This is a genomic window from Streptomyces sp. NPDC042638 (assembly GCF_040647235.1).
GTDB lineage: Bacteria > Actinomycetota > Actinomycetes > Streptomycetales > Streptomycetaceae > Streptomyces > Streptomyces rameus.
In genome coordinates, this window is the sequence record NZ_JBEZBT010000002.1 from 218,580 (window position 1) to 240,708 (window position 22,129).

Consider the following 22,129-nt stretch of genomic DNA (forward strand, 5'->3'; position numbering starts at 1 on the left):
CTCAGGCGCGTGAGCCGGCCGTCACCTCGGCCGCGGGGCCCGGCAGGTCCACGGCGGCCTCCGGACGCTCGCGCAGCGAGAGCAGGACGCGCAGGGCGGCAATCCAGATCAGGCAGGAGCCGAGCATGTGCAGGGCGACCAGCATCTCGGGCAGGTGCGTGAAGTACTGCACGTAACCGATGACGCCCTGGGCGAGCAGGACCAGGAACAGCTCACGCGTCCGGGACAGCGGGCCCTTCGGCGCGTCGACCGCCTTCAGCACGAACCACAGGGCGAACGTCAGCGTCACCACGATCCAGGCGAGCACCGCGTGCAGCTTGGCGACCGTCTCCCAGTCGATCGGGATGCGCTCGACCTCGCTGGAGTCGCCGGCGTGCGGCCCGGCCCCGGTCACCACCGTGCCGGCCGCGATGAGCAGCGCGGACGCGATCACCAGGGACCACACCAGCTGCCGTACGGCCTTGCCGGCCAGCGGACGCGGCGCGGTGTCGCCCTCGCGGGTGCGCTGCCACATCACCGTGGCGATGGTGATCAGGGCCGTGGAGAGCAGGAAGTGCGCGGCGACGATGTACGGGTTGAGGCCGACCAGGACGACGATGCCGCCGAGCACCGCGTTGCCCATGACCACCCAGAACTGGGCCCAGCCGAGCCGGGTCAGGTCGCGCCGCCAGGGCTTCTGGGAGCGGGCGGCGATGATGGCCCAGCCGACGGCGGCGCACAGCACGTACGTCAGCATGCGGTTGCCGAACTCGACGACCCCGTGGAAGCCCATGGCCCGGGTGGTGGTCAGCGAGTCGTCGGTGCAGGTGGGCCAGGTCGGGCAGCCGAGGCCGGAGCCGGTCAGGCGGACCGCGCCGCCGGTGACGACGATGACCACCGACATGACGAGCGCGGCGAGGGCCGCCCGCCGGACGGTCCGGGGATCCGGGGTCCAGCGGTCGGCGATGAAGGCGAGCGGGTTGCGCAGGGCCGCCTGGGCGTCGGCCGGGTTCAGCTTGGGCACGCGCACCATCGTAGGCCGCCGCTTGTGCACGCGTTCACGAGGGTCGCCTCCCCGCGCGGGTCGCTCCCGCTCCCGGGACCCCTTACAGGAGCCCCTACAGGAGCCGGTGCGGGGTCACTCCCAGCGGAAGAACCTTCCGGCGGCCGCCAGCCCGGCCACCGCCCACACGGCGAGGATCCCCAGGTCGCCCCAGGGCGTGCCGGCGCCGTGCTGGAGCACGTCCCGCAGGCCGCCCGACAGCGCGGAGATCGGCAGCAGACCGAGCACGTGCTCGCCCGCCGGGCCGAACTTCTCCAGCGGCACGATCACCCCGCCGCCCACGAGCAGCAGCAGGAACACCAGGTTGGCCGCGGCCAGCGTCGCCTCCGCCTTCAGGGTGCCCGCCATCAGCAGACCGAGCCCCGAGAAGGCGGCGGTGCCGACGACGAGCAGCAGCAGGACGGAGGCGGGGTCGCCGTGCGGGGACCAGCCCAGCGCGAAGGCGATGACGGTCAGCAGGACGACCTGGAGAACCTCCGTGACCAGCACGGACACCGTCTTCGCGGTCATCAGGCCCCAGCGGGGCAGCGGCGACGAGGCGAGCCGCTTCAGCACGCCGTAGCGGCGCTCGAACCCCGTGGCGATGGCCTGGCCGGTGAACGCCGTCGACATCACGGCCAGGGCCAGGATGCCCGGGGCGAGGAAGTCGACGGCTTCGCCCTTGCCGGTGTCCACGATGTCGACCGAGCTGAAGAGCACCAGCAGCAGGGTCGGGATGACGACCGTCAGCAGCAGCTGCTCGCCGTTGCGCAGCAGCATCTTCGTCTCCAGCGCCGCCTGCGCCGCGATCATGCGGGGGAGCGGGGCGGCTCCGGGCTTGGGGGTGTACGTACCCGCGGTGGTCACGAGCGCAGCTCCTTGCCGGTCAGCTCCAGGAAGACGTCTTCCAGTGTGTGCCGCTCCACCGAGATCCGGTCCGGCATCACCCCGTGCTGGGCGCACCAGGAGGCGACCGTGGCCAGCAGCTGGGGGTCGACGTCGCCGACGACCCGGTAGGCGCCCGGGGTCAGCTCGGCGGCCGTGCAGTCGGCCGGGAGGGCCTTGAGCAGGGAACCGATGTCGAGGCCGGGGCGGCCGGTGAAGCGCAGGGTGTTCTCGGCGCCGCCCTTGCACAGCTCCTCCGGGGAGCCCTGGGCGATGACCCGGCCGCCGTCGATGATCGCCACGTCGTCGGCGAGCTGCTCGGCCTCGTCCATGTGGTGGGTGGTCAGGATCACCGAGACGCCGTCGGCGCGCAGGTCCCGCACGAGGTCCCAGGTGGCCCGGCGGGCCTGCGGGTCGAGGCCGGCCGTCGGCTCGTCCAGGAACACCAGCTCCGGGCGGCCCACGACGGCCATGGCGAGCGCGAGCCGCTGCTGCTGGCCGCCGGACAGCCGGCGGTAGCCGGTCCGGCCGCAGGAGCCGAGGCCGAGGCGTTCGATCAGGGCGTCGACGTCCAGCGGGTGCGCGTGCAGCCTCGCGACGTGCCGGAGCATCTCGTCCGCGCGGGCGCCCGAGTACACGCCCCCGGACTGGAGCATGACGCCGACGCGGGGCCGCAGCTCGGCGGACTGCCGTACCGGGTCGAGGCCCAGGACGCGCACCGTGCCGGAATCCGGTTTCCGGTACCCCTCGCAGGTCTCGACCGTGGTCGTCTTCCCCGCCCCGTTGGGGCCGAGTACGGCGGTCACGCCCGGCCGGGCCACCAGGTCCAGGCCGTCCACCGCGGTCTTCGTGCCGTACCGCTTCACCAAGGCCTGCACCTGGACCACGGGCTCACTTCGCATGGGTCCAGAGTCTAAGGAGACCGCTTGCCGTTCAGGCGGCCGGGTGGGGGAAGTCCTCCGCACGGGGCCGGTGCAGCGGCAGCCACCGCTCGGCGTAGGCGACGGCGTCCGCCAGCGGGAACAGCCTGGCCCGCGCGGCGCCCACCCGCCCGCGCAGGACCGGCCGGTCCCGTTCGTAGTCGTGCCCCAGCTCGTCGAACCGGTCGGAGCTGATCGAGACCTCGACCACCGTCTCCCAGCCACCGCCCGGAGCGGGCCGGCCGACCTCCACGCGGGGCGTGGGGGTCCGGTACTCGGCCAGATGGAAGGCGGTGCAGGAGTCGTAGCCCGCGCCGAGCAGCAGCACCCGGGCGCCCAGCCGCTCCAGCCGGGCCAGTGGGCTGCGCTCGCCGAGCCGGCAGTCCGGGGCGTGGTCCGCGGTGATCTCCCGCGCGCGGGGGCCGAGCGCGGCGAAGGAGGTCTGCGGGTGTGCGCTGCGCAGGGCGCCCGGCCAGGTCCGCACGGTCTCGGGTATCACGCCGACCCCGAGCGAGGGGGTGATCAGCGGGTCGTACGGGGGCATGGTGGCGCGGATCCGGTCCCACCACTCCTCGGGCACCGGCGGATTCCCCCATACGGCCGGATCGGACTGGTCGCCGGTCTGGGTCGGGACGACGAGCGTGCCGGCGGGGCCGAGCGCGTCGAGGAGGGCCTGGACGACGGCGACCGCGCCGCCGTTCACCCAGCCGAGGGAGCTGAGCGAGGAGTGCACGAGGAGGGTCTCGCCGGTCTCGACACCCAGCAGGCGCATACCTGCCGCGATGGCGTCGCGCGTGACAAGAGGGCCGGTCGGAGGGGGTGTGGGCATGGTCCGGGAGTCTTCCGGACAGGGTCGCGGGGCGCTACCGGATTGTTCTCGGAAGAGCCCGGAACCCTTCTCGGAACAGTCCGGATCCGATCGGTCAGAAGATCGTTTCCGCAGGTCGGATTAGGTATGCCTAAGTGACGCAGGGCACCGTTCGGTGATCCGGACGTCGCTTGTCAGGTTCCGCGGAATTACGCAACAATGGCGTTGTGAAAAACGTCGGCGAGGCTCGGGAGACCCCCACGGGGACCCCCCAGGAGGAGCTAGCGACCGGTGAGCGCTCGACGCGCAACCGGGTCGCGCGGTCCATCCTGGACCACGGCCCGTCGACCGTCGCCGAACTCGCCGGCCGGCTGGGACTGACCCAGGCGGCCGTGCGGCGTCACCTGGACGCGCTGGTCGCCGACGACGTCGTGGCGGCGCGCGAGCAGCGGGTCTACGGCACGCGCACGCGTGGCCGGCCCGCCAAGGTCTTCGCGCTCACCGACTGCGGCCGGGACGCCTTCGACCAGTCGTACGACAAGCTCGCCGCGGACGCGCTCCGCTGGATCGCCGAGCGGGAGGGCGGCTCCGAGGCGGTCGCCGCCTTCGCCCGCGCCCGGATCGCCGCCCAGGCGAGCACGTACCGCGAGGCGATCGAGTCCGTGACACCCGACAAACGCGCCGAAGCGCTGGCCAGGGCCTTGAGCGCCGACGGGTACGCTGCTACGGCGCGCAGCGCACCGGTCGGCGAGCAGCTCTGCCAGCACCACTGCCCGGTCGCCCACGTCGCGGAACAGTTCCCGCAGCTGTGCGAGGCGGAGACCGAGATCTTCGCCGAGCTGCTGGGTACCCACGTCCAGCGGCTGGCGACCATCGCGCACGGCGACGGCGTCTGCACGACGTTCATCCCCAAGATTTCCACTGACGCACCTGCAAGCACGGCCGGGAGGAACCCCGCATGACTCTCCCCACGGAGACTGCTCACCCCGAACTCGAGGGCCTGGGCAAGTACGAATACGGCTGGGCCGACTCCGACGTGGCCGGTGCGTCCGCGCGCCGCGGCCTGAACGAGGACGTCGTCCTCGACATCTCGGGCAAGAAGTCCGAGCCGGAGTGGATGACGAAGCTGCGCCTGAAGGGCCTGAAGCTCTTCGAGAAGAAGCCGATGCCGAACTGGGGCTCCGACCTCTCCGGCATCGACTTCGACAACATCAAGTACTTCGTGCGCTCCACGGAGAAGCAGGCGGAGTCCTGGGAGGATCTGCCCGAGGACATCAAGAACACGTACGACAAGCTCGGCATCCCCGAGGCGGAGAAGCAGCGCCTCGTCGCCGGTGTCGCCGCACAGTACGAGTCCGAGGTCGTCTACCACCAGATCCGCGAGGACCTGGAGGAGCAGGGTGTCATCTTCCTGGACACCGACACCGCGCTGAAGGAGCACCCGGAGCTCTTCAAGGAGTACTTCGGCACGGTGATCCCGGCCGGTGACAACAAGTTCGCCGCGCTGAACACCGCCGTGTGGTCCGGCGGCTCCTTCATCTACGTGCCGAAGGGCGTGCACGTGGAGATCCCGCTCCAGGCCTACTTCCGCATCAACACGGAGAACATGGGCCAGTTCGAGCGGACGCTGATCATCGTCGACGAGGACGCCTACGTCCACTACGTCGAGGGCTGCACCGCCCCGATCTACAAGTCGGACTCCCTGCACTCCGCGGTGGTCGAGATCATCGTGAAGAAGGGCGCCCGCTGCCGGTACACGACCATCCAGAACTGGTCGAACAACGTCTACAACCTGGTCACCAAGCGTGCCGTCGCCTACGAGGGCGCCACCATGGAGTGGATCGACGGCAACATCGGCTCCAAGGTGACGATGAAGTACCCGGCCGTCTACCTGATGGGCGAGCACGCCAAGGGCGAGACCCTGTCCATCGCCTTCGCGGGCGAGGGCCAGCACCAGGACGCCGGCTCCAAGATGGTCCACATGGCGCCGAACACCTCGTCCAACATCGTCTCCAAGTCGGTGGCGCGCGGCGGCGGCCGTACCTCCTACCGCGGTCTGGTCGAGATCGGTGAGGGCGCCCACGGTTCCAAGTCGAACGTGCTGTGCGACGCGCTGCTCGTCGACACCATCTCCCGCTCCGACACGTACCCCTACGTGGACGTCCGCGAGGACGACGTGTCGATGGGCCATGAGGCGACCGTCTCGAAGGTCTCCGAGGACCAGCTCTTCTACCTGATGAGCCGCGGTCTGAGCGAGTTCGAGGCGATGGCGATGATCGTGCGCGGCTTCGTCGAGCCCATCGCCAAGGAACTGCCCATGGAGTACGCCCTCGAACTCAACCGGCTGATCGAGCTGCAGATGGAAGGCGCGGTCGGCTGAGGCCCCGCACTCCCGGACGACAGCCAGCGAAACTGACGCAGGAAAGAGAGCAGACCGACAGCCATGGCTGAGGCTCAGAATTACCCGGTCGGGTCCACCACCGCCGGCCAGATCGCGGTGGCCGCCGAGTCGACCGTCGCCACGCGCATGAGCGCGCCCCCGTCCTTCGACGTGGCGGACTTCCCCGTCCCCCACGGCCGTGAGGAGGAGTGGCGGTTCACGCCGCTGGAGCGGCTGCGCGGGCTGCACGACGGCACCGCGGTCGCCACCGGCGGCGGCGTGAAGGTGGACGTCCAGGCCCCCGAGGGCGTGACCGTCGAGACCGTCGGCCGCGACGACGCCCGTATCGGCAGGGCCGGCACCCCCGTGGACCGTGTCGCCGCCCAGGCGTACTCGGCCTTCGAGCAGGCCGGCGTGATCACCGTGCCCAAGGAGACGGTGCTCGCCGAGCCGATCCGGATCGCCGTGCACGGCGAGGGCGGGGTCGCCTACGGCCACCAGGTGGTGGAACTGGGTGCCTTCGCCGAGGCCGTCGTCGTCATCGACCACACCGGCGACGCCGTGCTCGCCGCCAACGTCGACTACGTCCTGGGCGACGGCGCCAAGCTGACCGTCGTCTCCGTCCAGGACTGGGACGACAAGGCCGTCCACGTGGGCCAGCACAACGCGCTGATCGGCCGGGACGCCACCTTCAGGTCGTTCGTGGTCACCTTCGGCGGCGACCTGGTGCGGCTGCACCCGCGCGTCGCCTACGCGGGCACCGGCGGTGAGGCCGAGCTGTTCGGGCTGTACTTCACCGACTCCGGCCAGCACCAGGAGCACCGCCTCCTGGTCGACCACAACACCCCGCACTGCAAGTCCAACGTCATGTACAAGGGCGCGCTGCAGGGCGAGAGCGCGCACGCCGTGTGGATCGGCGACGTGCTGATCGAGGCGGCCGCCGAGGGCACCGACACCTACGAGATGAACCGCAACCTCGTCCTCACGGACGGCGCGCGCGTCGACTCGGTGCCGAACCTCGAGATCGAGACCGGCGAGATCGTCGGCGCCGGCCACGCCTCCGCCACCGGCCGCTTCGACGACGAGCAGCTCTTCTACCTGATGGCCCGCGGCATCCCGGAGCACGAGGCCCGCCGCCTGGTGGTCCGCGGCTTCTTCGCCGAGCTGGTCCAGCAGATCGGCGTCGCCGACATCCAGGAGCGCCTGCTGGCCAAGATCGAGGAAGAGCTGGAGGCGTCGGTCGCATGACCAGCACCTTCGTACGCGCCTGTGGGCTGAGCGAGCTGACGGAGGACACCCCCAAGCGGGTGGAGCTCGACGGCACGCCGGTCTCGGTCGTGAAGACCGGGGGAGAGGTGTTCGCGATCAACGACATCTGCTCGCACGCGAACGTCTCCCTCTCCGAGGGCGAGGTGGAGGACTGCCAGATCGAGTGCTGGCTGCACGGCTCCGCCTTCGACCTGCGCACCGGCAAGCCGTCCGGCCTTCCCGCGACGCGCCCCGTCCCCGTTTACCCCGTAAAGATCGAAGGGGACGACGTTCTCGTCTCCCTCACCCAGGAGTCCTGAGGCACCCATGGCAACGCTTGAAATCCGAGACCTGCACGTCACCGTCGAGGCCGACAACGCCACGAAGGAGATCCTCAAGGGCGTCGACCTCACCGTGAAGCAGGGCGAGACGCACGCCATCATGGGCCCCAACGGCTCGGGCAAGTCGACCCTCGCCTACTCGCTCGCGGGTCACCCGAAGTACACGATCACCAAGGGCACCGTGCTGCTCGACGGCGAGGACGTCCTGGAGATGTCCGTCGACGAGCGTGCCCGCGCGGGCCTGTTCCTGGCGATGCAGTACCCGGTCGAGGTCCCCGGCGTCTCGGTCTCCAACTTCCTGCGCACCTCCGCCACCGCGATCCGCGGCGAGGCCCCGAAGCTGCGCACCTGGGTGAAGGAGGTCAAGGAGGCCATGGAGCGCCTCAACATGGACCCGTCCTTCGCCGAGCGCAACGTGAACGAGGGCTTCTCCGGCGGTGAGAAGAAGCGCCACGAGATTCTCCAGCTCGAGCTGCTCAAGCCGAAGATGGCGATCCTGGACGAGACCGACTCCGGCCTGGACGTCGACGCCCTGCGCATCGTCTCCGAGGGCGTCAACCGCGTCCGCGAGACCGGCGAGGTCGGCACCCTGCTGATCACGCACTACACGCGCATCCTGCGCTACATCAAGCCCGACTTCGTCCACGTCTTCTCCGGCGGCCGCATCGTCGAGTCCGGCGGCGCCGAGCTGGCCGACAAGCTGGAGAACGAGGGCTACGAGGCATACACGAAGGGTGGCGTATCCGCGTGACGCAGCTGCCGGGCCTCCTCGACACAGAGGCGATCCGCAAGGACTTCCCGATCCTGGACCGTCTGGTCCACGACGACCGGAAGCTCGTGTACCTGGACAACGCGGCGACCTCGCAGAAGCCGCGCCAGGTACTGGACGCCCTGAGCGAGTACTACGAGCGCTACAACGCCAACGTCCACCGCGGTGTGCATGTGCTCGCCGAGGAGGCCACGGCGCTGTACGAGGGCGCGCGCGACAAGGTCGCCGAGTTCATCAACGCGCCGAGCCGCGACGAGGTGATCTTCACCAAGAACGCCTCCGAGTCGCTGAACCTCGTGGCGAACATGCTGGGCTGGGCCGACGAGCCCTACCGCGTGGACCACGAGACCGAGATCGTCATCACGGAGATGGAGCACCACTCCAACATCGTGCCGTGGCAGCTGCTGGCGCAGCGCACGGGCGCGAAGCTGAAGTGGTTCGGCCTCACGGACGACGGCCGCCTGGACCTGTCGAACATCGACGAGGTCATCACGGAGAAGACGAAGATCGTCTCCTTCGTGCTGGTGTCGAACATCCTGGGCACCCTCAACCCGGTCGAGGCGATAGTCCGCCGCGCCCAGGAGGTCGGCGCGCTCGTCTGCATCGACGCCTCCCAGGCCGCGCCGCACATGCCGCTGGACGTCCAGGCCCTGCAGGCCGACTTCGTGGCCTTCACCGGCCACAAGATGTGCGGCCCGACCGGCATCGGCGTGCTGTGGGGCCGCCAGGAGCTGCTGGAGGACCTGCCCCCGTTCCTCGGCGGCGGCGAGATGATCGAGACCGTCTCGATGCACTCCTCCACCTACGCTCCGGCACCGCACAAGTTCGAGGCGGGCACCCCGCCGGTCGCCCAGGCGGTCGGCCTCGGCGCGGCGATCGACTACCTCAACTCGATCGGCATGGACAAGATCCTCGCCCACGAGCACGCGCTGACGGAGTACGCCGTCCGGCGGCTGGCCGAGGTCCCGGACCTGAGGATCATCGGCCCCACCACGGCCGAGGACCGGGGCGCGGCGATCTCCTTCACGCTCGGTGACATCCACCCGCACGACGTCGGCCAGGTTCTCGACGAGCAGGGCATCGCGGTCCGCGTCGGCCACCACTGCGCCCGCCCGGTCTGCCTGCGCTACGGAATTCCTGCGACCACCCGAGCGTCGTTCTATCTGTACTCCACGCCGGCCGAGATCGACGCTCTGGTCGACGGTCTGGAGCACGTACGGAACTTCTTCGGCTGAGAGGCGTGAGCTGAGACCGTGAAGCTGGATTCGATGTACCAGGAAGTCATCCTGGACCACTACAAGCACCCGCACGGGCGTGGTCTGAGGGATGGCGACGCCGAGGTGCACCACGTGAACCCGACGTGCGGCGACGAGATCACCCTTCGAGTGAAGTACGACGGCACGAGGATCGAGGACGTCTCCTACGAGGGACAGGGCTGCTCCATCAGCCAGGCCTCGGCCTCCGTGCTCAACGAACTTCTCGTCGGCAGGGAGCTGGCCGACGCGCAGAAGATCCAGGAGACATTCCTGGAGCTGATGCAGTCCAAGGGCCGGCTCGAGCCCGACGACGCGATGGAGGAGGTCCTGGAGGACGCGGTCGCGTTCGCCGGTGTCTCCAAGTACCCCGCGCGGGTCAAGTGCGCCCTCCTGAGCTGGATGGCGTGGAAGGACGCGACGGCCCAGGCACTGGATGGCGCCGACGCCGAAAGGAAGACCGTATGAGCGACACCGTGGAGATGAAGCCGGCCTCGGAGGAGGAACTCCGTGAGGCCCTGATGGACGTCGTCGACCCCGAGCTGGGCATCGACGTGGTCAACCTCGGGCTGATCTACGGCATCCACGTCGACGACTCCAACGTGGCCACGGTCGACATGACCCTGACGTCGGCGGCCTGCCCGCTGACGGACGTCATCGAGGACCAGGCCAAGTCCGCCACGGACGGTCTCGTCAGCGAGCTGCGCATCAACTGGGTCTGGATGCCGCCGTGGGGCCCCGACAAGATCACGGACGACGGCCGTGAGCAGCTGAGGGCGCTCGGGTTCAACGTCTGACCCCCTCGCGTGCGTGAAGCGGCGGCACCTGCCCGGGTGCCGCCGCTTCGTCGTGCTCGGCCCGGCCCGCCCGTTGTGTACGCGCGTACGCAACGCTGTGTACGCTCGTCCACATGGGATACCTGACGCTCGCCGGCGCCATCGCCGCCGAGGTCGCCGCCACGACGGCGATGAAGTACACCGAGGGCTTCAGCCGGTTCTGGCCCTCGCTCGCGACCGCCCTCGGGTACGTCGTCTCGTTCGCGCTGCTGGCCCAGACGCTGAAGACCGTCCAGATCGGCACCGCGTACGCCATATGGTCCGGGGTGGGCACCGCGGCCATCGCCGTGCTCGGGCTGCTGCTGTTCGGGGAGGGGCTGAGCGTGCCCAAGGTCGCCGGGATCCTGCTGATCATCGGGGGAGTGGTGGTGCTCAACCTGGGCGGGGCGAGCCACTGATGGGCCGCCGCTACGACCCCGAGCGCCGGCAGCGGATCACCGACGCCGCGATCCGGGTGGTCGGCCGGGACGGCATCGCCGGGCTGAGCCACCGCACGGTCGCCGCCGAGGCCGACGTACCGCTCGGCTCCACCACCTACCACTTCGCCACCCTGGAAGAACTGCTGGTGGCCGCGCTGCGGCAGGCGAACGAGGGGTTCGGCGGGGTGCTGGCCGAGCTGCTGCCGGACGACGGCCGGGGCGACCTCGCCGCGGACCTCGCCCGGGCCCTGGGGCAGTGGCTGGGCGGCGACCGCACCGGTGTGGAGCTGGAGTACGAGCTGTACCTGGCGGCGCTGCGCCGCCCGGCCCTGCGTCCGGTCGCCGCCGAGTGGACCGATCAGGCGGCGGCACTGCTGGCCCGGCGCACGGACCCGGTGACGGCGCGGGCCCTGCTCGCGCTGATGGACGGCATCTGTCTCCAGGTGCTGCTGACGGGCGGTTCGTACGACGAGGAGCACGCCCGGACCCTGCTGGCTCGGCTGATCCCCTGAAGCCACGCCCGGCACGTGAGACGCGGTTCGCCCTCACCACCCCGCCCACGTTAGGTTTTGCTCCATGACCGAGTCTGCAACCCGTACCACCGGCGCCGTCGCCGCCGGCCTCGCCACGATCGCCTCCGACGGCACCGTCCTCGACACCTGGTTCCCGGCCCCCGAGCTGGTGGCGGAGCCGGGCCCGGCCGGCACCGAGCGGCTGACCGCCGAGCAGGCGGCCCAGCTGCTGGGCGGCGGCGCGACGGCGGCCACCGGCCCGGACGCCCGCCGGGGCGTCGAGGTGGTCGCGGTCCGCACGGTCATCGCCTCGCTGGACGAGAAGCCGCTCGACGCGCACGACGTCTACCTGCGCCTGCACCTGCTCTCGCACCGCCTGGTCAAGCCGCACGGCCAGAACCTGGACGGCATCTTCGGCCACCTCGCCAACGTCGCCTGGACCTCGCTCGGCCCGGTCGCCGTGGACGACCTCGAGAAGGTGCGCCTGAACGCCCGCGCCGAGGGCCTGCACCTCCAGGTGACCTCGGTCGACAAGTTCCCGCGCATGACGGACTACGTCGCGCCGAAGGGCGTGCGCATCGCCGACGCCGACCGGGTCCGCCTGGGCGCGCACCTCGCGGCCGGCACCACGGTCATGCATGAGGGCTTCGTCAACTTCAACGCCGGCACGCTCGGCACCTCCATGGTCGAGGGCCGGATCTCCGCGGGTGTCGTGGTCGGCGACGGCTCGGACATCGGCGGCGGTGCCTCCACCATGGGCACGCTGTCCGGCGGCGGCAACGTGATCATCTCCATCGGCGAGCGCTGCCTGGTCGGCGCCGAGGCGGGCGTCGGCATCGCGCTCGGCGACGAGTGCGTGGTCGAGGCCGGCCTCTACATCACCGCGGGCACCCGGATCACCATGCCCGACGGCCAGATCGTCAAGGCCCGCGAGCTGAGCGGCGCCTCCCACATCCTCTTCCGCCGCAACTCGGTCACCGGCGCGGTCGAGGCCCGCCCGAACAACGCGGTCTGGGGCGGCCTGAACGACGTCCTGCACAGCCACAACTGACCGACGGCGGCCGAAACCGGTCGCCCATGAGCGCCCTTCCACCGCCCGAGGCCGGCCGTGGAAGGGCGCTCTTCTTGCACTGGGCCGACGGGCTGGTGGGGGCCAGGCCCGCGGTGCTCAGGCGGACGGGGCTCGTGCGAACTCCCGCAGCGCGGCGAAGTCGGTCTCGCGCAGGCCGATCCTCGGGTCCACGTGGTGGAGCAGGGCGGGCCCGGGATGGGCGGCCCGGACGTACAGCGTGTCCGCCGGGCTCTGCTCGTCGTCCACCCAGGCGAACGGCCGGCCCTCGGCGTACGCGACGATGGCCTCCGTCTTCCAGTGGACGCCGTCGGGGCGCTCGGCGAACAGGCCCCCGCCGAAGTCGACGTACGGCAGCTCGGGCAGGCCGACGACCGGGGCGATCCAGGTGTTGGCGTCGGCCATCCAGGTCGTCGCCCAGCACAGGTCGTAGCCGAGCCGGAGCAGGGCCGGGCCGTGGGCCGGGTTCAGCCAGACCCGCAGGGGGCGCCGCGCGTGCCGGGGCACCCGGATCGTCGTGTAGCCCTCGGGCCGGCGCTCCGGCTGGGCCGCGTACGGGTTGAGGGGGCCGTCGACGTCCAGGAACAGCAGGGGGCGGCTCATGGGGACACCGTAGGGCAGGGGTGCGGCCGGCTCGGGGGAGTTTCCCGCGGCGGCAGGCGGACCCGGCATCCGGTGTTCGCGGAGCCGTGGTCACGCCCGGGTGAGTGCCTCGTACCGTGCCAGCAGTCCGTCGGTGGTCTCCGGGCCGGCCGGCAGCAGTGGTGCGCGGACCGGGCCCGCGGGCAGGCCGAGGCGGCCCAGGAGGGCCTTGGCGGTCACCGTCCCCGGCAGCCCCGAGCCCATCATCGCCTCGGTCAACGGCGTGGCCGCCAGCTGGAGTTCGGCCGCCCGGGCGGTGTCGCCGGCGTCGAACGCGTCCAGGATCGCGGCGACATGAGCCGGTACGGCGTTCGCGATCGTGCTCACGCAGCCCGCGGCACCGACCGCGTACAGCGCCAGCACATGCTCGTCGCAGCCCGAGTAGTACGCCAACTCGGTCTGCGACAGCACCTTCTGAGTGCCGAGGAAGTCGTAGGAGCAGTCCTTGACGGCCACGATCCGGGGGTGCCCGGCGAGGCGGATCATCGTCTCCGGCTCGATCCGGGTCCCGGTGCGGCCCGGGATGTCGTAGAGCATCACCGGCAGTTCGCTCGCGTCGGCGACCTGGCGGAAGTGGTCGGCCACGGCCTCCTGCGGTGGGCGGCTGTAGTACGGCGTCACCACCAGGACGCCGTCGGCGCCCGCTTCGGCGGCCGCGAGGGCAGACTCCACCGTGTGCCGGGTGTCGGCCGTGCCCACGCCCGTGACCAGCGCGGCCCGGTCGCCGACCGCCTCCCGTACGGCCGTGACCAGCCGCGTCTTCTCGTCGTCGGTGGTGGTGGGCGATTCCCCCGTGGTCCCGTTGAGAACCAGCCCGTCGCAGCCCTCCGCGACCAGCCGCTCGGCCAGCCGCCGGGCGCCGTCCAGGTCGAGCGCGCCCGTCCCGGTGAACGGCGTGATCATCGCGCAGAGGGTGCGGCCGAAGGGCGGGCGCTTGCGTGTGCTCGTCATGGAGGTAAGTCTGGGCAGGACCTCGGTGAAGCTCTACTTAATTCTGCTACGCAGTAATGTCAAGCAATACTGAATCTCCTGGGCGTCCGGCCGGAGTTCCTGTGTCCAACCCGGCAGTCATGGGTCACTATGGCCGGAGGGTCACCGACGTCAGGTCATGGGAGGCGCCATGAAGCTCGGCAAGGCACTGGCCACCGGGGTCGCCGAGGAGCGGCCGTCCGTCCACGCGGAGGAACTCCCGCTCCCCGAGGAGACCGTCCGCACCGAACCGGCCGAACCGGCCGAGCCGGCCCGCGACGAGGTGCCGGCCGTCCGATGAGGCTGCGGCTCCCGGCGGAACGCCCGACGGAGCCGCCGACCGGATACAAGATCGCCCACCCGGTGCTGTCCCAGGACGGCACCCGGGCCGGGTTCACCGGTGTGTCGCTCGGCGGTGCGCTGCCGTACGCCGTCCTGGACGACGCCTCCTGCGTCTACGGCCTGCGCCACCGCCCGCCCGCCCGCCGCTGCGACTGCGGCTTCCACTGCGTCCACAGCCGGGCCGCCGCCGAGGCCCTGCTGTGCACCGCCGAACACCGGGCGGCCGTCCTGCTGGAGGTCTCCGTCCTCGGCGCCTACATCCGTTTCGAGCGCGGCTTCCGCCACGCCCGGCAGCGGGTGCGCACCGCCACCGCCGGACCCTGCGACTGTGGCGCCGCCGCCCTGGTGCTGGCGGACGCCGGGTGGGGCCGGCCGGGCTGGCGGGCCCTGGCCCCCGCCTGTGCGGGCTGTGCGCGCGGGCGTACGTCCGTCTCGCTCACGGGGTTCGCGCGGCTGGCCGGGCAGGGGCTGCGGGTGGTCGCCGCCGGCGGCGGCACCGGGCCCGCGCACCCGGGGTTGCCGGCCGCCGACGGGCTGGGTGTGCCCGAACTCGTCGCCGAGGCGGCCTTGTTGCAGGCGCGCCTGGACTGGCTGCAGTCCCAACTGGCACGGCTCGGCGAGCGCGGGACCGGAGGCGGCGAGCAGGGCTAAGGACCTCCGGTCCGGGTACCCGGAGGTTCCGCACAGAGAGGAGGCGGAACGCCGTGACCGTGACCCCGCAGACACGGCCCGCGGCCGACGGGCACCCCTCCACCGGAGAACTCGTCGGCAGGGCCACCGAACAGCTTTCCCGGCTCCTGCGGCAGGAGGTCGCCCTCGCCAAGGAGGAGCTGGCCGAGAAGGGACGCCGGGCCGGACGCGGCGGCGGACTGCTGGGCGCCGCGGGCGCCGTCGGCTACGTCGGGCTGATCGTCCTGGCCGGAGCGGCCACCGCCGCCCTCTGGCTGGTACTGCCCGTGTGGGCGGCGGCGCTGATCGTGGCCGCGGTGTTCTTCGCCGTGGCCGCCCTGCTGGCCGCGGCCGGCCGCGCCCAGCTGCGCCGTGCCGCCCCGCCCGCACCGGAGGAGACGCTCGGCAGCGTCAGGGCGGACGTCGACACGATCAGGGAAAGGGCACACCGATGAAGCACAGCAACCCGCACGGCTTCGGCGCCAAGGGCCCCGACGAGCTGCGGCGGCAGATCGAACACACCCGGAGCCAGCTCGGCGACACCGTCGCCCAGCTGGTCGGCCGGGCCGACGTGAAGGGCCGGGCCCGGGCGCGGGCCGCCGACCTGATGGACAAGGCCGGCGCCATGACCGTCCAGCTGCGCTCCGGCGCCGCCCATGCCGGGCACGGTGTGCAGGACCGCGCGGCCAAGGCCGGACACCTGGTGCAGGACCGCGCCACCCGGGCCGGCCACAGTGCGCAGGAACGCATGACCAAGGCCGGCCACCTCGTGCAGGAGCGGACCGGCCACGGCGGGCACGCCCTGCAGGACCGGGCGCTGCAGGCCGGGCACGCCCTGCAGGACCGGGCGGCCCACGCCGGGCATGCCGTGCAGCACGACCCGAGGATGCCGGTGCGCAAGGCCATGGGCGCCGCGCGGCGCAACCCCCGGCCGGCGCTGATCGTGGGCGCGGTGGGCGCGGCCCTCGTCGGCGCGGCCGTGCTCTGGCGCAGGGCCGACCGGCACCGGTGAGCACAGGACGGCGGGACCGGCCGGGCGCTCCGCCCGGCCGGTCCCGCCGCCGTGTCACGGACGGAACCGCAGCACCTGCGGGTCGTGGTCGCTGATCTGGTCGTGGAACTCCGAGTTGATGTGCACGCTGTCGTACTCGAAGTCGCAGCCGCGCCGGATCGCCGGGCTGATCAGGATCTGGTCCAGGACCTGCTGGTTGCCCTGGTAGTCGTAGGTGTACCGCTCGCGCCTGGGCAGCGACTTGATCGCCGACCACAGCGCGCCGTCGCCCTCCAGGATCTGCGTGGTCCCGGAGAACTCGAAGTCGTTCATGTCCCCGAGCGCGATGACGTCCGCGTTCTTCTGCACGGCCAGGATGTCCTTGACGAACGCGTTGACCGCCGTCGCCTGGGCGTGCCGCTGGACCTCCGAGCCGCGAACCGGCGGCTGGTACTGCGCGGTCAGCGCCTGGTCGCCGCCCTTGGAGTTGAGGTGGTTGGCGATCACGAAGACGGTCCTGCCGCGGAAGACGAACTCGCCGGCCAGCGGCTTGCGGCTGTTGGTCCAGGCCGCGTTCGCCGGGTCGACGCGGCCGGGCGAGGCCGTCAGCTCCGCCTTGCCGTGCACCTTGGTGACGCCGACCGCGGTGGTCGACCCGCCGCCCGCGCGGTCGGTGAAGGACACCCGCTGCGGGTTGAACAGGAACACCTGGCGGATGTTGCCGCCGGGTTCGCCGCCGTCCTGGTCGTTGACCGGGTTGATCGAGCGCCAGTCGTACTTCGGGCCGCCGGCCGCCACGATCGCGTCGATCAGCTTGGTCACGGTCTCGTTCGCGTCGACCGTGCCGTCGTCCTTGGCGCCGTTGTTGTCCTGGATCTCCTCCAGCGACACGATGTCGGGCGACTGCAGGTTGTTCACGATCGCGGAGGCGTGCTTGTCGAAGGTGGCGTCCGACGGGTCGAGGTTCTCGACGTTGTACGTCGCCACCGCCAGCTCGCGGCTCGACTGCTCCCGCGTCGTCTCGCGCTCCAGGCCGCCGCTCTCCAGCGTGCCGAGCTTGCCCGCGACGAGGGTGTAGCCGCCGAACTGGTTGAAGTCCATCGGGCCGGTGGTGGTGCCGGTGAGCGTGTCGCCGACGTCGGCCTTCGGGAAGTCGGCGGTGGAGCCCAGCGACTGGATCTGGAGCCGGCCGGTGTTCTGGGAGTCGTAGGAGCCGTAGAGCGTGCCGCCGCGGTGCGTGCGGTGCTCGCGCGGCTTCACCGTCACCCACAGCTCGCTGTAGGGGTCGGTGGCGGTGACCACGCGGACGTCGGAGACCTGGACGTTCATGCCCTCCAGGGACTCGTAGTAGTCCAGGGCGTACGTCTCCGGCTCCAGCGGCAGGCCGTTGACGGAGCCCGCGGCGGCCGTGTCGCCCGCGGGGGTGTAGTGGTCGGGCACCGAGCGCTCGTCGATCACGACCGGGGCCGGGACCGCGTTGCCGGTGGAGACGGTGGCGATCACCGGCTTGGTGATCTCCGTCAGCGACTGGTTGCCGGACGAGGTGCCGCCCGGGACGTACTCGGACACCGTGCCGGTCACCGTCACCGAGTCGCCGACCGCGACCTTCGGCGTGGAACTGGTGAAGACGAACACGCCCTCACTGGTGGCGGGGTTGTCGTCGGGGGTCGGATCCTGCATCCAGAAGCCTTTGGAGGACCCGTAGGTGCGCGTGGCCGTCACGATGCCGGGGACGTCCGTCACCTTCTGCCCGGCGAACGGCGATATCCGGGTCGTGCCCTGGATGTCGTGGACGCGCACCGAGTCGGCGTGCGCGGGGGAGGTGAGGACGACGGCGGACGCCGCGCTGCAGACGGCGGCGACGGTGAGCGCGGCGAGGCGCGCGGAAGACCTGCTCGGCAAGGGATTCCCTCCGGGGACATGCGTGAGCGCCGGGACGAGGGTGGAACAGGAGCGTGCGGGGCTCGTGGCCCTCTGTGACACGCGCAGAGCCGAGTGAACAGTTGTCCCCCCAACTTCTACGCGCGTCAATCTCCTGCTTGGGCACGTGAGTTGTCAAGGTTTCGGCCATGTACGAGGGCTTACGGAGAGATGAACCGGGCGGCATGGGTGGAAATCCGTCTAGGCTGAGCGGCTGAGCCCATATCACGGTCCGAGGAGAACCAGCCGATGTCAGACAGCTCCCCCCTGCCGCCCGCGCGGCTGCACCCCGAAGCGGAGCTGGCGCGCGCCGCGCTGTCCACGCCGTTGCTCTCCCGCGCGGCCCGGCTCGCCCGCTGGGCCGGTCCCGCCACCCGCGTGGACGCGGGCGGCGGGCTGGTCGAGGAGCAGCTGCCGGCCGCCGCCGACCTGCTCGGACTCACCGGAGACGACGCCGCCGCGTACGCGAGCGAGGCATGGCGGGTCGCCGTCGACACCGGCCTGGTCGAGATCGTGGACGAGGAGGCCGGCACCGTCCGGGCGGGCGAGGAGCTGGCGCTGCTCACCGGCGGCTCCCCGCAGGACGTGCTCACCGTCTGGCTGACCGCGCTGGAGACCGTCGTCGCCGACGCGGCCGTACCCGACCTGGACGACCTGGTCGACGCTCTGGACGAGGGCGGCGAGATCGATTTCTCGTCACTCGACTGGGACCCGGAGGCCGAGGCGCAATTCCTCGACGGCGTCCTCGGCAACCTCTACCTGCTGACCGTCGGTGAGGGCGGCCCGGGCGAGACCGCCGTCCCGCTGCCCGCCCTCGCCGCCTCCATGCTCGTGCCCGACGACATGGGCGAGCCCACCAACGACGTCCTGGAGCAGGTCTCCGACGCGATGATGCGGCTGGACGACCAGTTCCGGGTGCTGGAGCCCGTCGGACTCGTGGAGTACCAGCCGGTGGACGAGGCCCTGATGGCCGACGCCGACGAGGAGCCCGCGGCGCCGGTGGACGACACCGACGTCTCCCGCTACGGCATGGTCCGGCTGACCCCGCTCGGCGTGTACGGGCTGCGGGCCCGGCTGCTGGAGGCCGGGTTCGAGGCGCCGGCCGTCGGCGAGCTGGTCGACAAGGGCGCGGACGCGCTGCTCGACGGCACCGCCCGGTTCGGCCGGTCCGCCGCCCGGGCCGAGACCGAACAGTGGCTCGACCGCCGCGAACCGCTCACGGCCGCACGGGAGTTGCTGGCGGCGGCCCGCGGTGCGGACGCGGGCGCCCCGCTGCGCAGGCTGCGCTGCCAGCAGGCACTGTCGCTGGTGGGCCCCGAGGCGGAACCCGCACTGCGGGAGGTGCTGGACGACCCCGAGCTGGGCGGCCTCGCCCGGGTCTGGCTGAGCGAGCGGGGTGCCGCGGGCGTGCCGGCGCCGTCGCAGGAGATGGTGTTCTGGCTGACCATCGACACGGTGGCCGCGCAGCTCCAGGCCGAGGGCAACTCCGAGGAGCTGCAGGCGCTGGTGGAGGGGCTGGCCGCGCAGCACGGCGGGTTCTTCGCGGCGGCCTGGCGGGTGGAGCATCCGGCGATCGCCGAGGTGCTGGACGCGATGGGCCGGCTGCACCCGGACAAGAAGGTGGCCAAGGAGGCCCGAAAGGCGGCGTTCAAGGCACGCTCCCAGCAGGGCGGTTGAGCGCTGGGACGAGCGCGGGGGCAGGTGGCGCCGCCGGGTGGTTGAGCGTCTGGGGCGAGCGCGGTCGTAGGTGGGCGGCTGAGCGTCCGGGGCGAGCGCGGTCGTAGGTGGTGCCGGGCGGCTGAACGGTGGGGTGAGCGAGGTCGGGGGTCGGCGCGGGGCGGGTGAGGTGCCGCGTGTTTTTGCCGGGCATGGTCCGTCGCATACGGATTCATGGAACAGGCGCCCGAGCGGTGGCCCGGCGTTCAACTCCCGTTCACGATGGGGCGGGAGCGTGTGCGCCGAACCGAGGCCCCCACACTCCACGGCACGAACACCGTCGTCACAGGAGACATCATGTCGCTCACCCGCAGGGACTTCGCCACAATATCCGCGATCACCGGTGCCGGGGTCGCCCTGGCGGGCAGCGTCGGCGCCCTCGCCACCGCGCCGAACGCCCTCGCGGCCACGGACACCGAGAGCGCCGAGGCCGAGTCCGCGCACGGGGGCCACCACCACGGTGTCGGCTACGGCCCGCTGGTGCCCGACCCGGACGGCATCCTCGCCCTGCCCGCCGGTTTCACGTACGAGATCATCACGTACAGCGGCAGGACCAAGCTGGAGTCCGGCGAGTTCACCCCGTCCAACCACGACGGCACCGCCACCTTCGACGGCCCCCGCGGCGCCACCCTGCTCGTCAACAACCACGAGCTGGCCGGCGCCCGCGCCAACTGGCCGCACCCGGTGCCGCTGACCGAGGGCCTCGTCTACGACCCGGGCGCGGCCGGCGGCTGCACCGTCGTGGAGGTCCGCCGCGGTGGCCATGTCGCCGAGTGGGTGGGAATCGCCGGCACCGCCACCAACTGCGCGGGCGGCCGGACCCCGTGGGGCACCTGGCTGACCTGCGAGGAGACCGAGGACAAGGCCGGCAAGAACGGCTTCACCAAGGACCATGGCTATGTCTTCGAGGTCGACCCGGAGGACCGCCGGGCCAACCGCGACCCCAAGCCGGTCAAGGCGCTCGGCCGCTACGCCCACGAGGCCGTCGTCGTCGACCCCAAGCGCGGCCACCTCTTCCTGACCGAGGACGCCGCCGGCCCCAACGGCCTCTTCTACCGCTGGACCCCGCCGCACGGCTTCCGCCACGGCCGCGGCATGCTCCGCACCCTCGCCGACGACGCGGGCGTGCTCCAGGCGTTCAGGTGCTTCGACTCCGGCGGCAAGTTCGTGGACGACCTGTCCCGCGCCACGAAGACCGGGACCGTCTACGGCGTGGACTGGGTGGACGTCCCCGACCGTGACGCCAGGACCGTGTCGGTGCGCAAGCAGTTCACCGACGGCCAGGTCACCCGCGCCCGCAAGCTGGAGGGCATGTGGTGGGGCGACGGCGGCGTCTACGTCGTCTCCTCCTTCGCCCGCCAGGAGAGCCCGGTCCAGCACGACGGCCAGGTCTGGTTCTACGACCCCAAGCGCCGCACGCTCACGCTGAAGGTGCTGCTCGGGGTGAACCCCGCCCCGTCCGAGGACGGCGCCTTCGACGGCCCCGACAACATCACCGTCTCCCCCTACGGCGGCCTCGTCATCGCCGAGGACGGCGAGGGCATCCAGCACCTGTTCGGCGCCACCGAGAGCGGCCGGACCTACCCGATCGCCCGCAACGAGCTGAACATCGGCACCGCGGAGGAGCCCGAGTACAGCGAGTTCACCGGCGTCACCTTCTCGCCCGACGGCCGGACCCTGTTCGCCAACATCCAGACCCCCGGCATCATGCTCGCCATCACCGGGCCCTGGAAGCGGCACAAGCGCTAGAGCGCACCAGGTGGCCCGGGGACTGTCTCCGTCGGTGCTCGATAAGCTACGGAGAGAGTCCCCGGTCTGCTAGGAGTGGGTGGATGACGCAGGGCAGGCCCATGCGCGCCGATGCTCGGCGGAACTACGAGCGGTTGCTGAAGGTGGCGGCGCAGGCCTTCGCCGAGCACGGGGAGAGCGCGTCACTCGACGACATCGCCAAACGGGCGGGCGTCGGCTCGGGCACGCTCTACCGGCACTTCCCGACCCGGCAGGCGCTGCTGGAGGCGGCGTACGTGGACCGGATCGAGGCGCTGGGGGCACGGGCCGACGAACTGGCGACGGAACTCCCGCCGGGCGAGGCGCTCGGTGAGTGGCTGTACGAGCTGGTTGTCGGCACGCTTCAGGTGCGGGGGATGAAGGCCCTGCTCGGCTCGGCGGTGACGGGCGGCGGCGCGTTGGCGCTGACGGCGTGCGCGACCACGGTGAAGGGCGCGGCGGCCCGGCTGGTGCGGGCGGCGCAGGCGCGGGGCGCGCTACGAGGCGACGTGGAGCCGATCGAGGTGCTGCGCCTGGTGCACGGCGTGGCCTCGGCCGCGGAGCTGGCGGGGGCGGGAGAGCCGGAGATCCGACGCTATCTGAGCCTGCTGAACGAGGGACTGCGGGCCGGCTGAGGGGGCGCGGCGGCGGG

At 71.6% G+C, this 22,129-nt stretch carries 25 protein-coding genes; 18 read left to right on the plus strand and 7 right to left on the minus strand.

Translation table 11 applies throughout. The annotated features are described in order from the left end of the window. Position 1: 1 nt before the first annotated feature. The 4 genes from AB0B40_RS02565 to AB0B40_RS02580 form a co-directional block, all read right to left on the minus strand. Positions 2 to 1,012 carry a COX15/CtaA family protein gene (locus tag AB0B40_RS02565; protein WP_362262278.1) on the minus strand — a complete coding sequence of 337 codons (1,011 nt, stop codon included), beginning with the start codon at positions 1,010 to 1,012 and terminating at the stop codon, positions 2 to 4. Positions 1,013 to 1,117: 105 nt separating this feature from the next. Beyond that, complete coding sequence (locus AB0B40_RS02570; RefSeq protein ID WP_362262455.1) at positions 1,118 to 1,834, minus strand: ABC transporter permease; 717 nt, start codon at positions 1,832 to 1,834, stop codon at positions 1,118 to 1,120. A gap of 50 nt (positions 1,835 to 1,884) precedes the next feature. Beyond that, positions 1,885 to 2,808, minus strand: coding sequence for an ABC transporter ATP-binding protein (locus AB0B40_RS02575; protein WP_345050811.1), 924 nt, complete (start codon positions 2,806 to 2,808; stop codon positions 1,885 to 1,887). A 31-nt stretch (positions 2,809 to 2,839) separates the two neighbouring features. Beyond that, positions 2,840 to 3,655, minus strand: a complete 816-nt coding sequence (locus AB0B40_RS02580; RefSeq protein WP_345050813.1) for an AAC(3) family N-acetyltransferase — start codon at positions 3,653 to 3,655, stop codon at positions 2,840 to 2,842. Positions 3,656 to 3,861: 206 nt separating this feature from the next. Between AB0B40_RS02580 and AB0B40_RS02585 the strand changes: the two genes are divergently transcribed. From AB0B40_RS02585 to dapD, 11 genes are all read left to right on the plus strand, one after another. After that, the gene (locus AB0B40_RS02585; RefSeq protein ID WP_345050816.1) at positions 3,862 to 4,596 is read left to right on the plus strand and encodes an ArsR family transcriptional regulator; all 735 of its coding nucleotides are present in this window, start codon (positions 3,862 to 3,864) and stop codon (positions 4,594 to 4,596) included. Beyond that, entirely contained in the window at positions 4,593 to 6,014 is a 1,422-nt protein-coding gene (gene sufB, locus AB0B40_RS02590) for a Fe-S cluster assembly protein SufB (protein ID WP_345050817.1), read from the plus strand. Before AB0B40_RS02585 ends, sufB begins: the two co-directional genes overlap by 4 nt. Before the next feature lie 63 nt (positions 6,015 to 6,077). Next, complete coding sequence (gene sufD, locus AB0B40_RS02595) at positions 6,078 to 7,262, plus strand: Fe-S cluster assembly protein SufD (protein ID WP_345050819.1); 1,185 nt, start codon at positions 6,078 to 6,080, stop codon at positions 7,260 to 7,262. Continuing rightward, positions 7,259 to 7,582, plus strand: coding sequence for a bifunctional 3-phenylpropionate/cinnamic acid dioxygenase ferredoxin subunit (locus tag AB0B40_RS02600; RefSeq protein ID WP_345050821.1), 324 nt, complete (start codon positions 7,259 to 7,261; stop codon positions 7,580 to 7,582). The genes sufD and AB0B40_RS02600 overlap by 4 nt, the downstream gene beginning before the upstream one ends. A gap of 7 nt (positions 7,583 to 7,589) precedes the next feature. Next, positions 7,590 to 8,354 carry a Fe-S cluster assembly ATPase SufC gene (gene sufC / locus AB0B40_RS02605; RefSeq protein WP_345050823.1) on the plus strand — a complete coding sequence of 255 codons (765 nt, stop codon included), beginning with the start codon at positions 7,590 to 7,592 and terminating at the stop codon, positions 8,352 to 8,354. Next, positions 8,351 to 9,607, plus strand: a complete 1,257-nt coding sequence (locus tag AB0B40_RS02610; protein WP_345050826.1) for a cysteine desulfurase — start codon at positions 8,351 to 8,353, stop codon at positions 9,605 to 9,607. The genes sufC and AB0B40_RS02610 overlap by 4 nt, the downstream gene beginning before the upstream one ends. A gap of 18 nt (positions 9,608 to 9,625) precedes the next feature. Continuing rightward, positions 9,626 to 10,093: a Fe-S cluster assembly sulfur transfer protein SufU gene (gene sufU, locus AB0B40_RS02615; protein ID WP_345050828.1), complete on the plus strand. Its 468-nt coding sequence runs from the start codon at positions 9,626 to 9,628 to the stop codon at positions 10,091 to 10,093. Continuing rightward, entirely contained in the window at positions 10,090 to 10,422 is a 333-nt protein-coding gene (locus AB0B40_RS02620) for a metal-sulfur cluster assembly factor (RefSeq protein WP_004002168.1), read from the plus strand. Before sufU ends, AB0B40_RS02620 begins: the two co-directional genes overlap by 4 nt. 113 nt (positions 10,423 to 10,535) lie before the next feature. Next, complete coding sequence (locus AB0B40_RS02625) at positions 10,536 to 10,859, plus strand: multidrug efflux SMR transporter (protein WP_345050832.1); 324 nt, start codon at positions 10,536 to 10,538, stop codon at positions 10,857 to 10,859. Next, the gene (locus tag AB0B40_RS02630) at positions 10,859 to 11,392 is read left to right on the plus strand and encodes a TetR family transcriptional regulator (protein ID WP_345050835.1); all 534 of its coding nucleotides are present in this window, start codon (positions 10,859 to 10,861) and stop codon (positions 11,390 to 11,392) included. Before AB0B40_RS02625 ends, AB0B40_RS02630 begins: the two co-directional genes overlap by 1 nt. Positions 11,393 to 11,456: 64 nt before the next feature. Further along, positions 11,457 to 12,443, plus strand: coding sequence for a 2,3,4,5-tetrahydropyridine-2,6-dicarboxylate N-succinyltransferase (gene dapD / locus AB0B40_RS02635; RefSeq protein ID WP_345050837.1), 987 nt, complete (start codon positions 11,457 to 11,459; stop codon positions 12,441 to 12,443). Positions 12,444 to 12,560: 117 nt separating this feature from the next. Here dapD and AB0B40_RS02640 read toward each other — a convergent pair whose 3' ends face one another. Next, positions 12,561 to 13,064 (minus strand): hypothetical protein, encoded by a 504-nt coding sequence (locus AB0B40_RS02640; RefSeq protein ID WP_345050840.1) that lies wholly within the window; start codon positions 13,062 to 13,064, stop codon positions 12,561 to 12,563. Positions 13,065 to 13,154: 90 nt separating this feature from the next. Next, a complete protein-coding gene (gene dapA, locus AB0B40_RS02645; protein WP_345050842.1) occupies positions 13,155 to 14,054 on the minus strand; it encodes a 4-hydroxy-tetrahydrodipicolinate synthase in 900 nt (299 codons plus the stop codon). A gap of 169 nt (positions 14,055 to 14,223) precedes the next feature. Between dapA and AB0B40_RS02650 the strand changes: the two genes are divergently transcribed. Genes AB0B40_RS02650 through AB0B40_RS02665 form a run of 4 tightly spaced genes read left to right on the plus strand, consistent with a single transcriptional unit; the run spans position 14,224 to position 16,095 of the window. Continuing rightward, on the plus strand, positions 14,224 to 14,373 hold the full coding sequence (locus AB0B40_RS02650) for a hypothetical protein (protein ID WP_345050844.1): 150 nt from the start codon (positions 14,224 to 14,226) through the stop codon (positions 14,371 to 14,373). Beyond that, entirely contained in the window at positions 14,370 to 15,065 is a 696-nt protein-coding gene (locus AB0B40_RS02655) for a hypothetical protein (RefSeq protein ID WP_362262290.1), read from the plus strand. The genes AB0B40_RS02650 and AB0B40_RS02655 overlap by 4 nt, the downstream gene beginning before the upstream one ends. 53 nt (positions 15,066 to 15,118) lie before the next feature. Beyond that, on the plus strand, positions 15,119 to 15,538 hold the full coding sequence (locus AB0B40_RS02660; RefSeq protein ID WP_345050849.1) for a phage holin family protein: 420 nt from the start codon (positions 15,119 to 15,121) through the stop codon (positions 15,536 to 15,538). Continuing rightward, entirely contained in the window at positions 15,535 to 16,095 is a 561-nt protein-coding gene (locus AB0B40_RS02665) for a DUF3618 domain-containing protein (RefSeq protein WP_345050852.1), read from the plus strand. The genes AB0B40_RS02660 and AB0B40_RS02665 overlap by 4 nt, the downstream gene beginning before the upstream one ends. Positions 16,096 to 16,149: 54 nt before the next feature. Here AB0B40_RS02665 and AB0B40_RS02670 read toward each other — a convergent pair whose 3' ends face one another. Further along, on the minus strand, positions 16,150 to 17,976 hold the full coding sequence (locus tag AB0B40_RS02670) for an endonuclease/exonuclease/phosphatase family protein (protein WP_362262294.1): 1,827 nt from the start codon (positions 17,974 to 17,976) through the stop codon (positions 16,150 to 16,152). 267 nt (positions 17,977 to 18,243) lie between these two features. Here AB0B40_RS02670 and AB0B40_RS02675 point away from each other — a divergent pair, with 267 nt between their 5' ends. From AB0B40_RS02675 to AB0B40_RS02685, 3 genes are all read left to right on the plus strand, one after another. Beyond that, complete coding sequence (locus AB0B40_RS02675; RefSeq protein ID WP_362262297.1) at positions 18,244 to 19,671, plus strand: hypothetical protein; 1,428 nt, start codon at positions 18,244 to 18,246, stop codon at positions 19,669 to 19,671. A gap of 336 nt (positions 19,672 to 20,007) precedes the next feature. Then, on the plus strand, positions 20,008 to 21,459 hold the full coding sequence (locus AB0B40_RS02680) for an alkaline phosphatase PhoX (protein ID WP_362262300.1): 1,452 nt from the start codon (positions 20,008 to 20,010) through the stop codon (positions 21,457 to 21,459). Between the two features lie 83 nt (positions 21,460 to 21,542). After that, entirely contained in the window at positions 21,543 to 22,112 is a 570-nt protein-coding gene (locus AB0B40_RS02685) for a helix-turn-helix domain-containing protein (protein WP_345050862.1), read from the plus strand. Positions 22,113 to 22,129 lie beyond the last annotated feature (17 nt).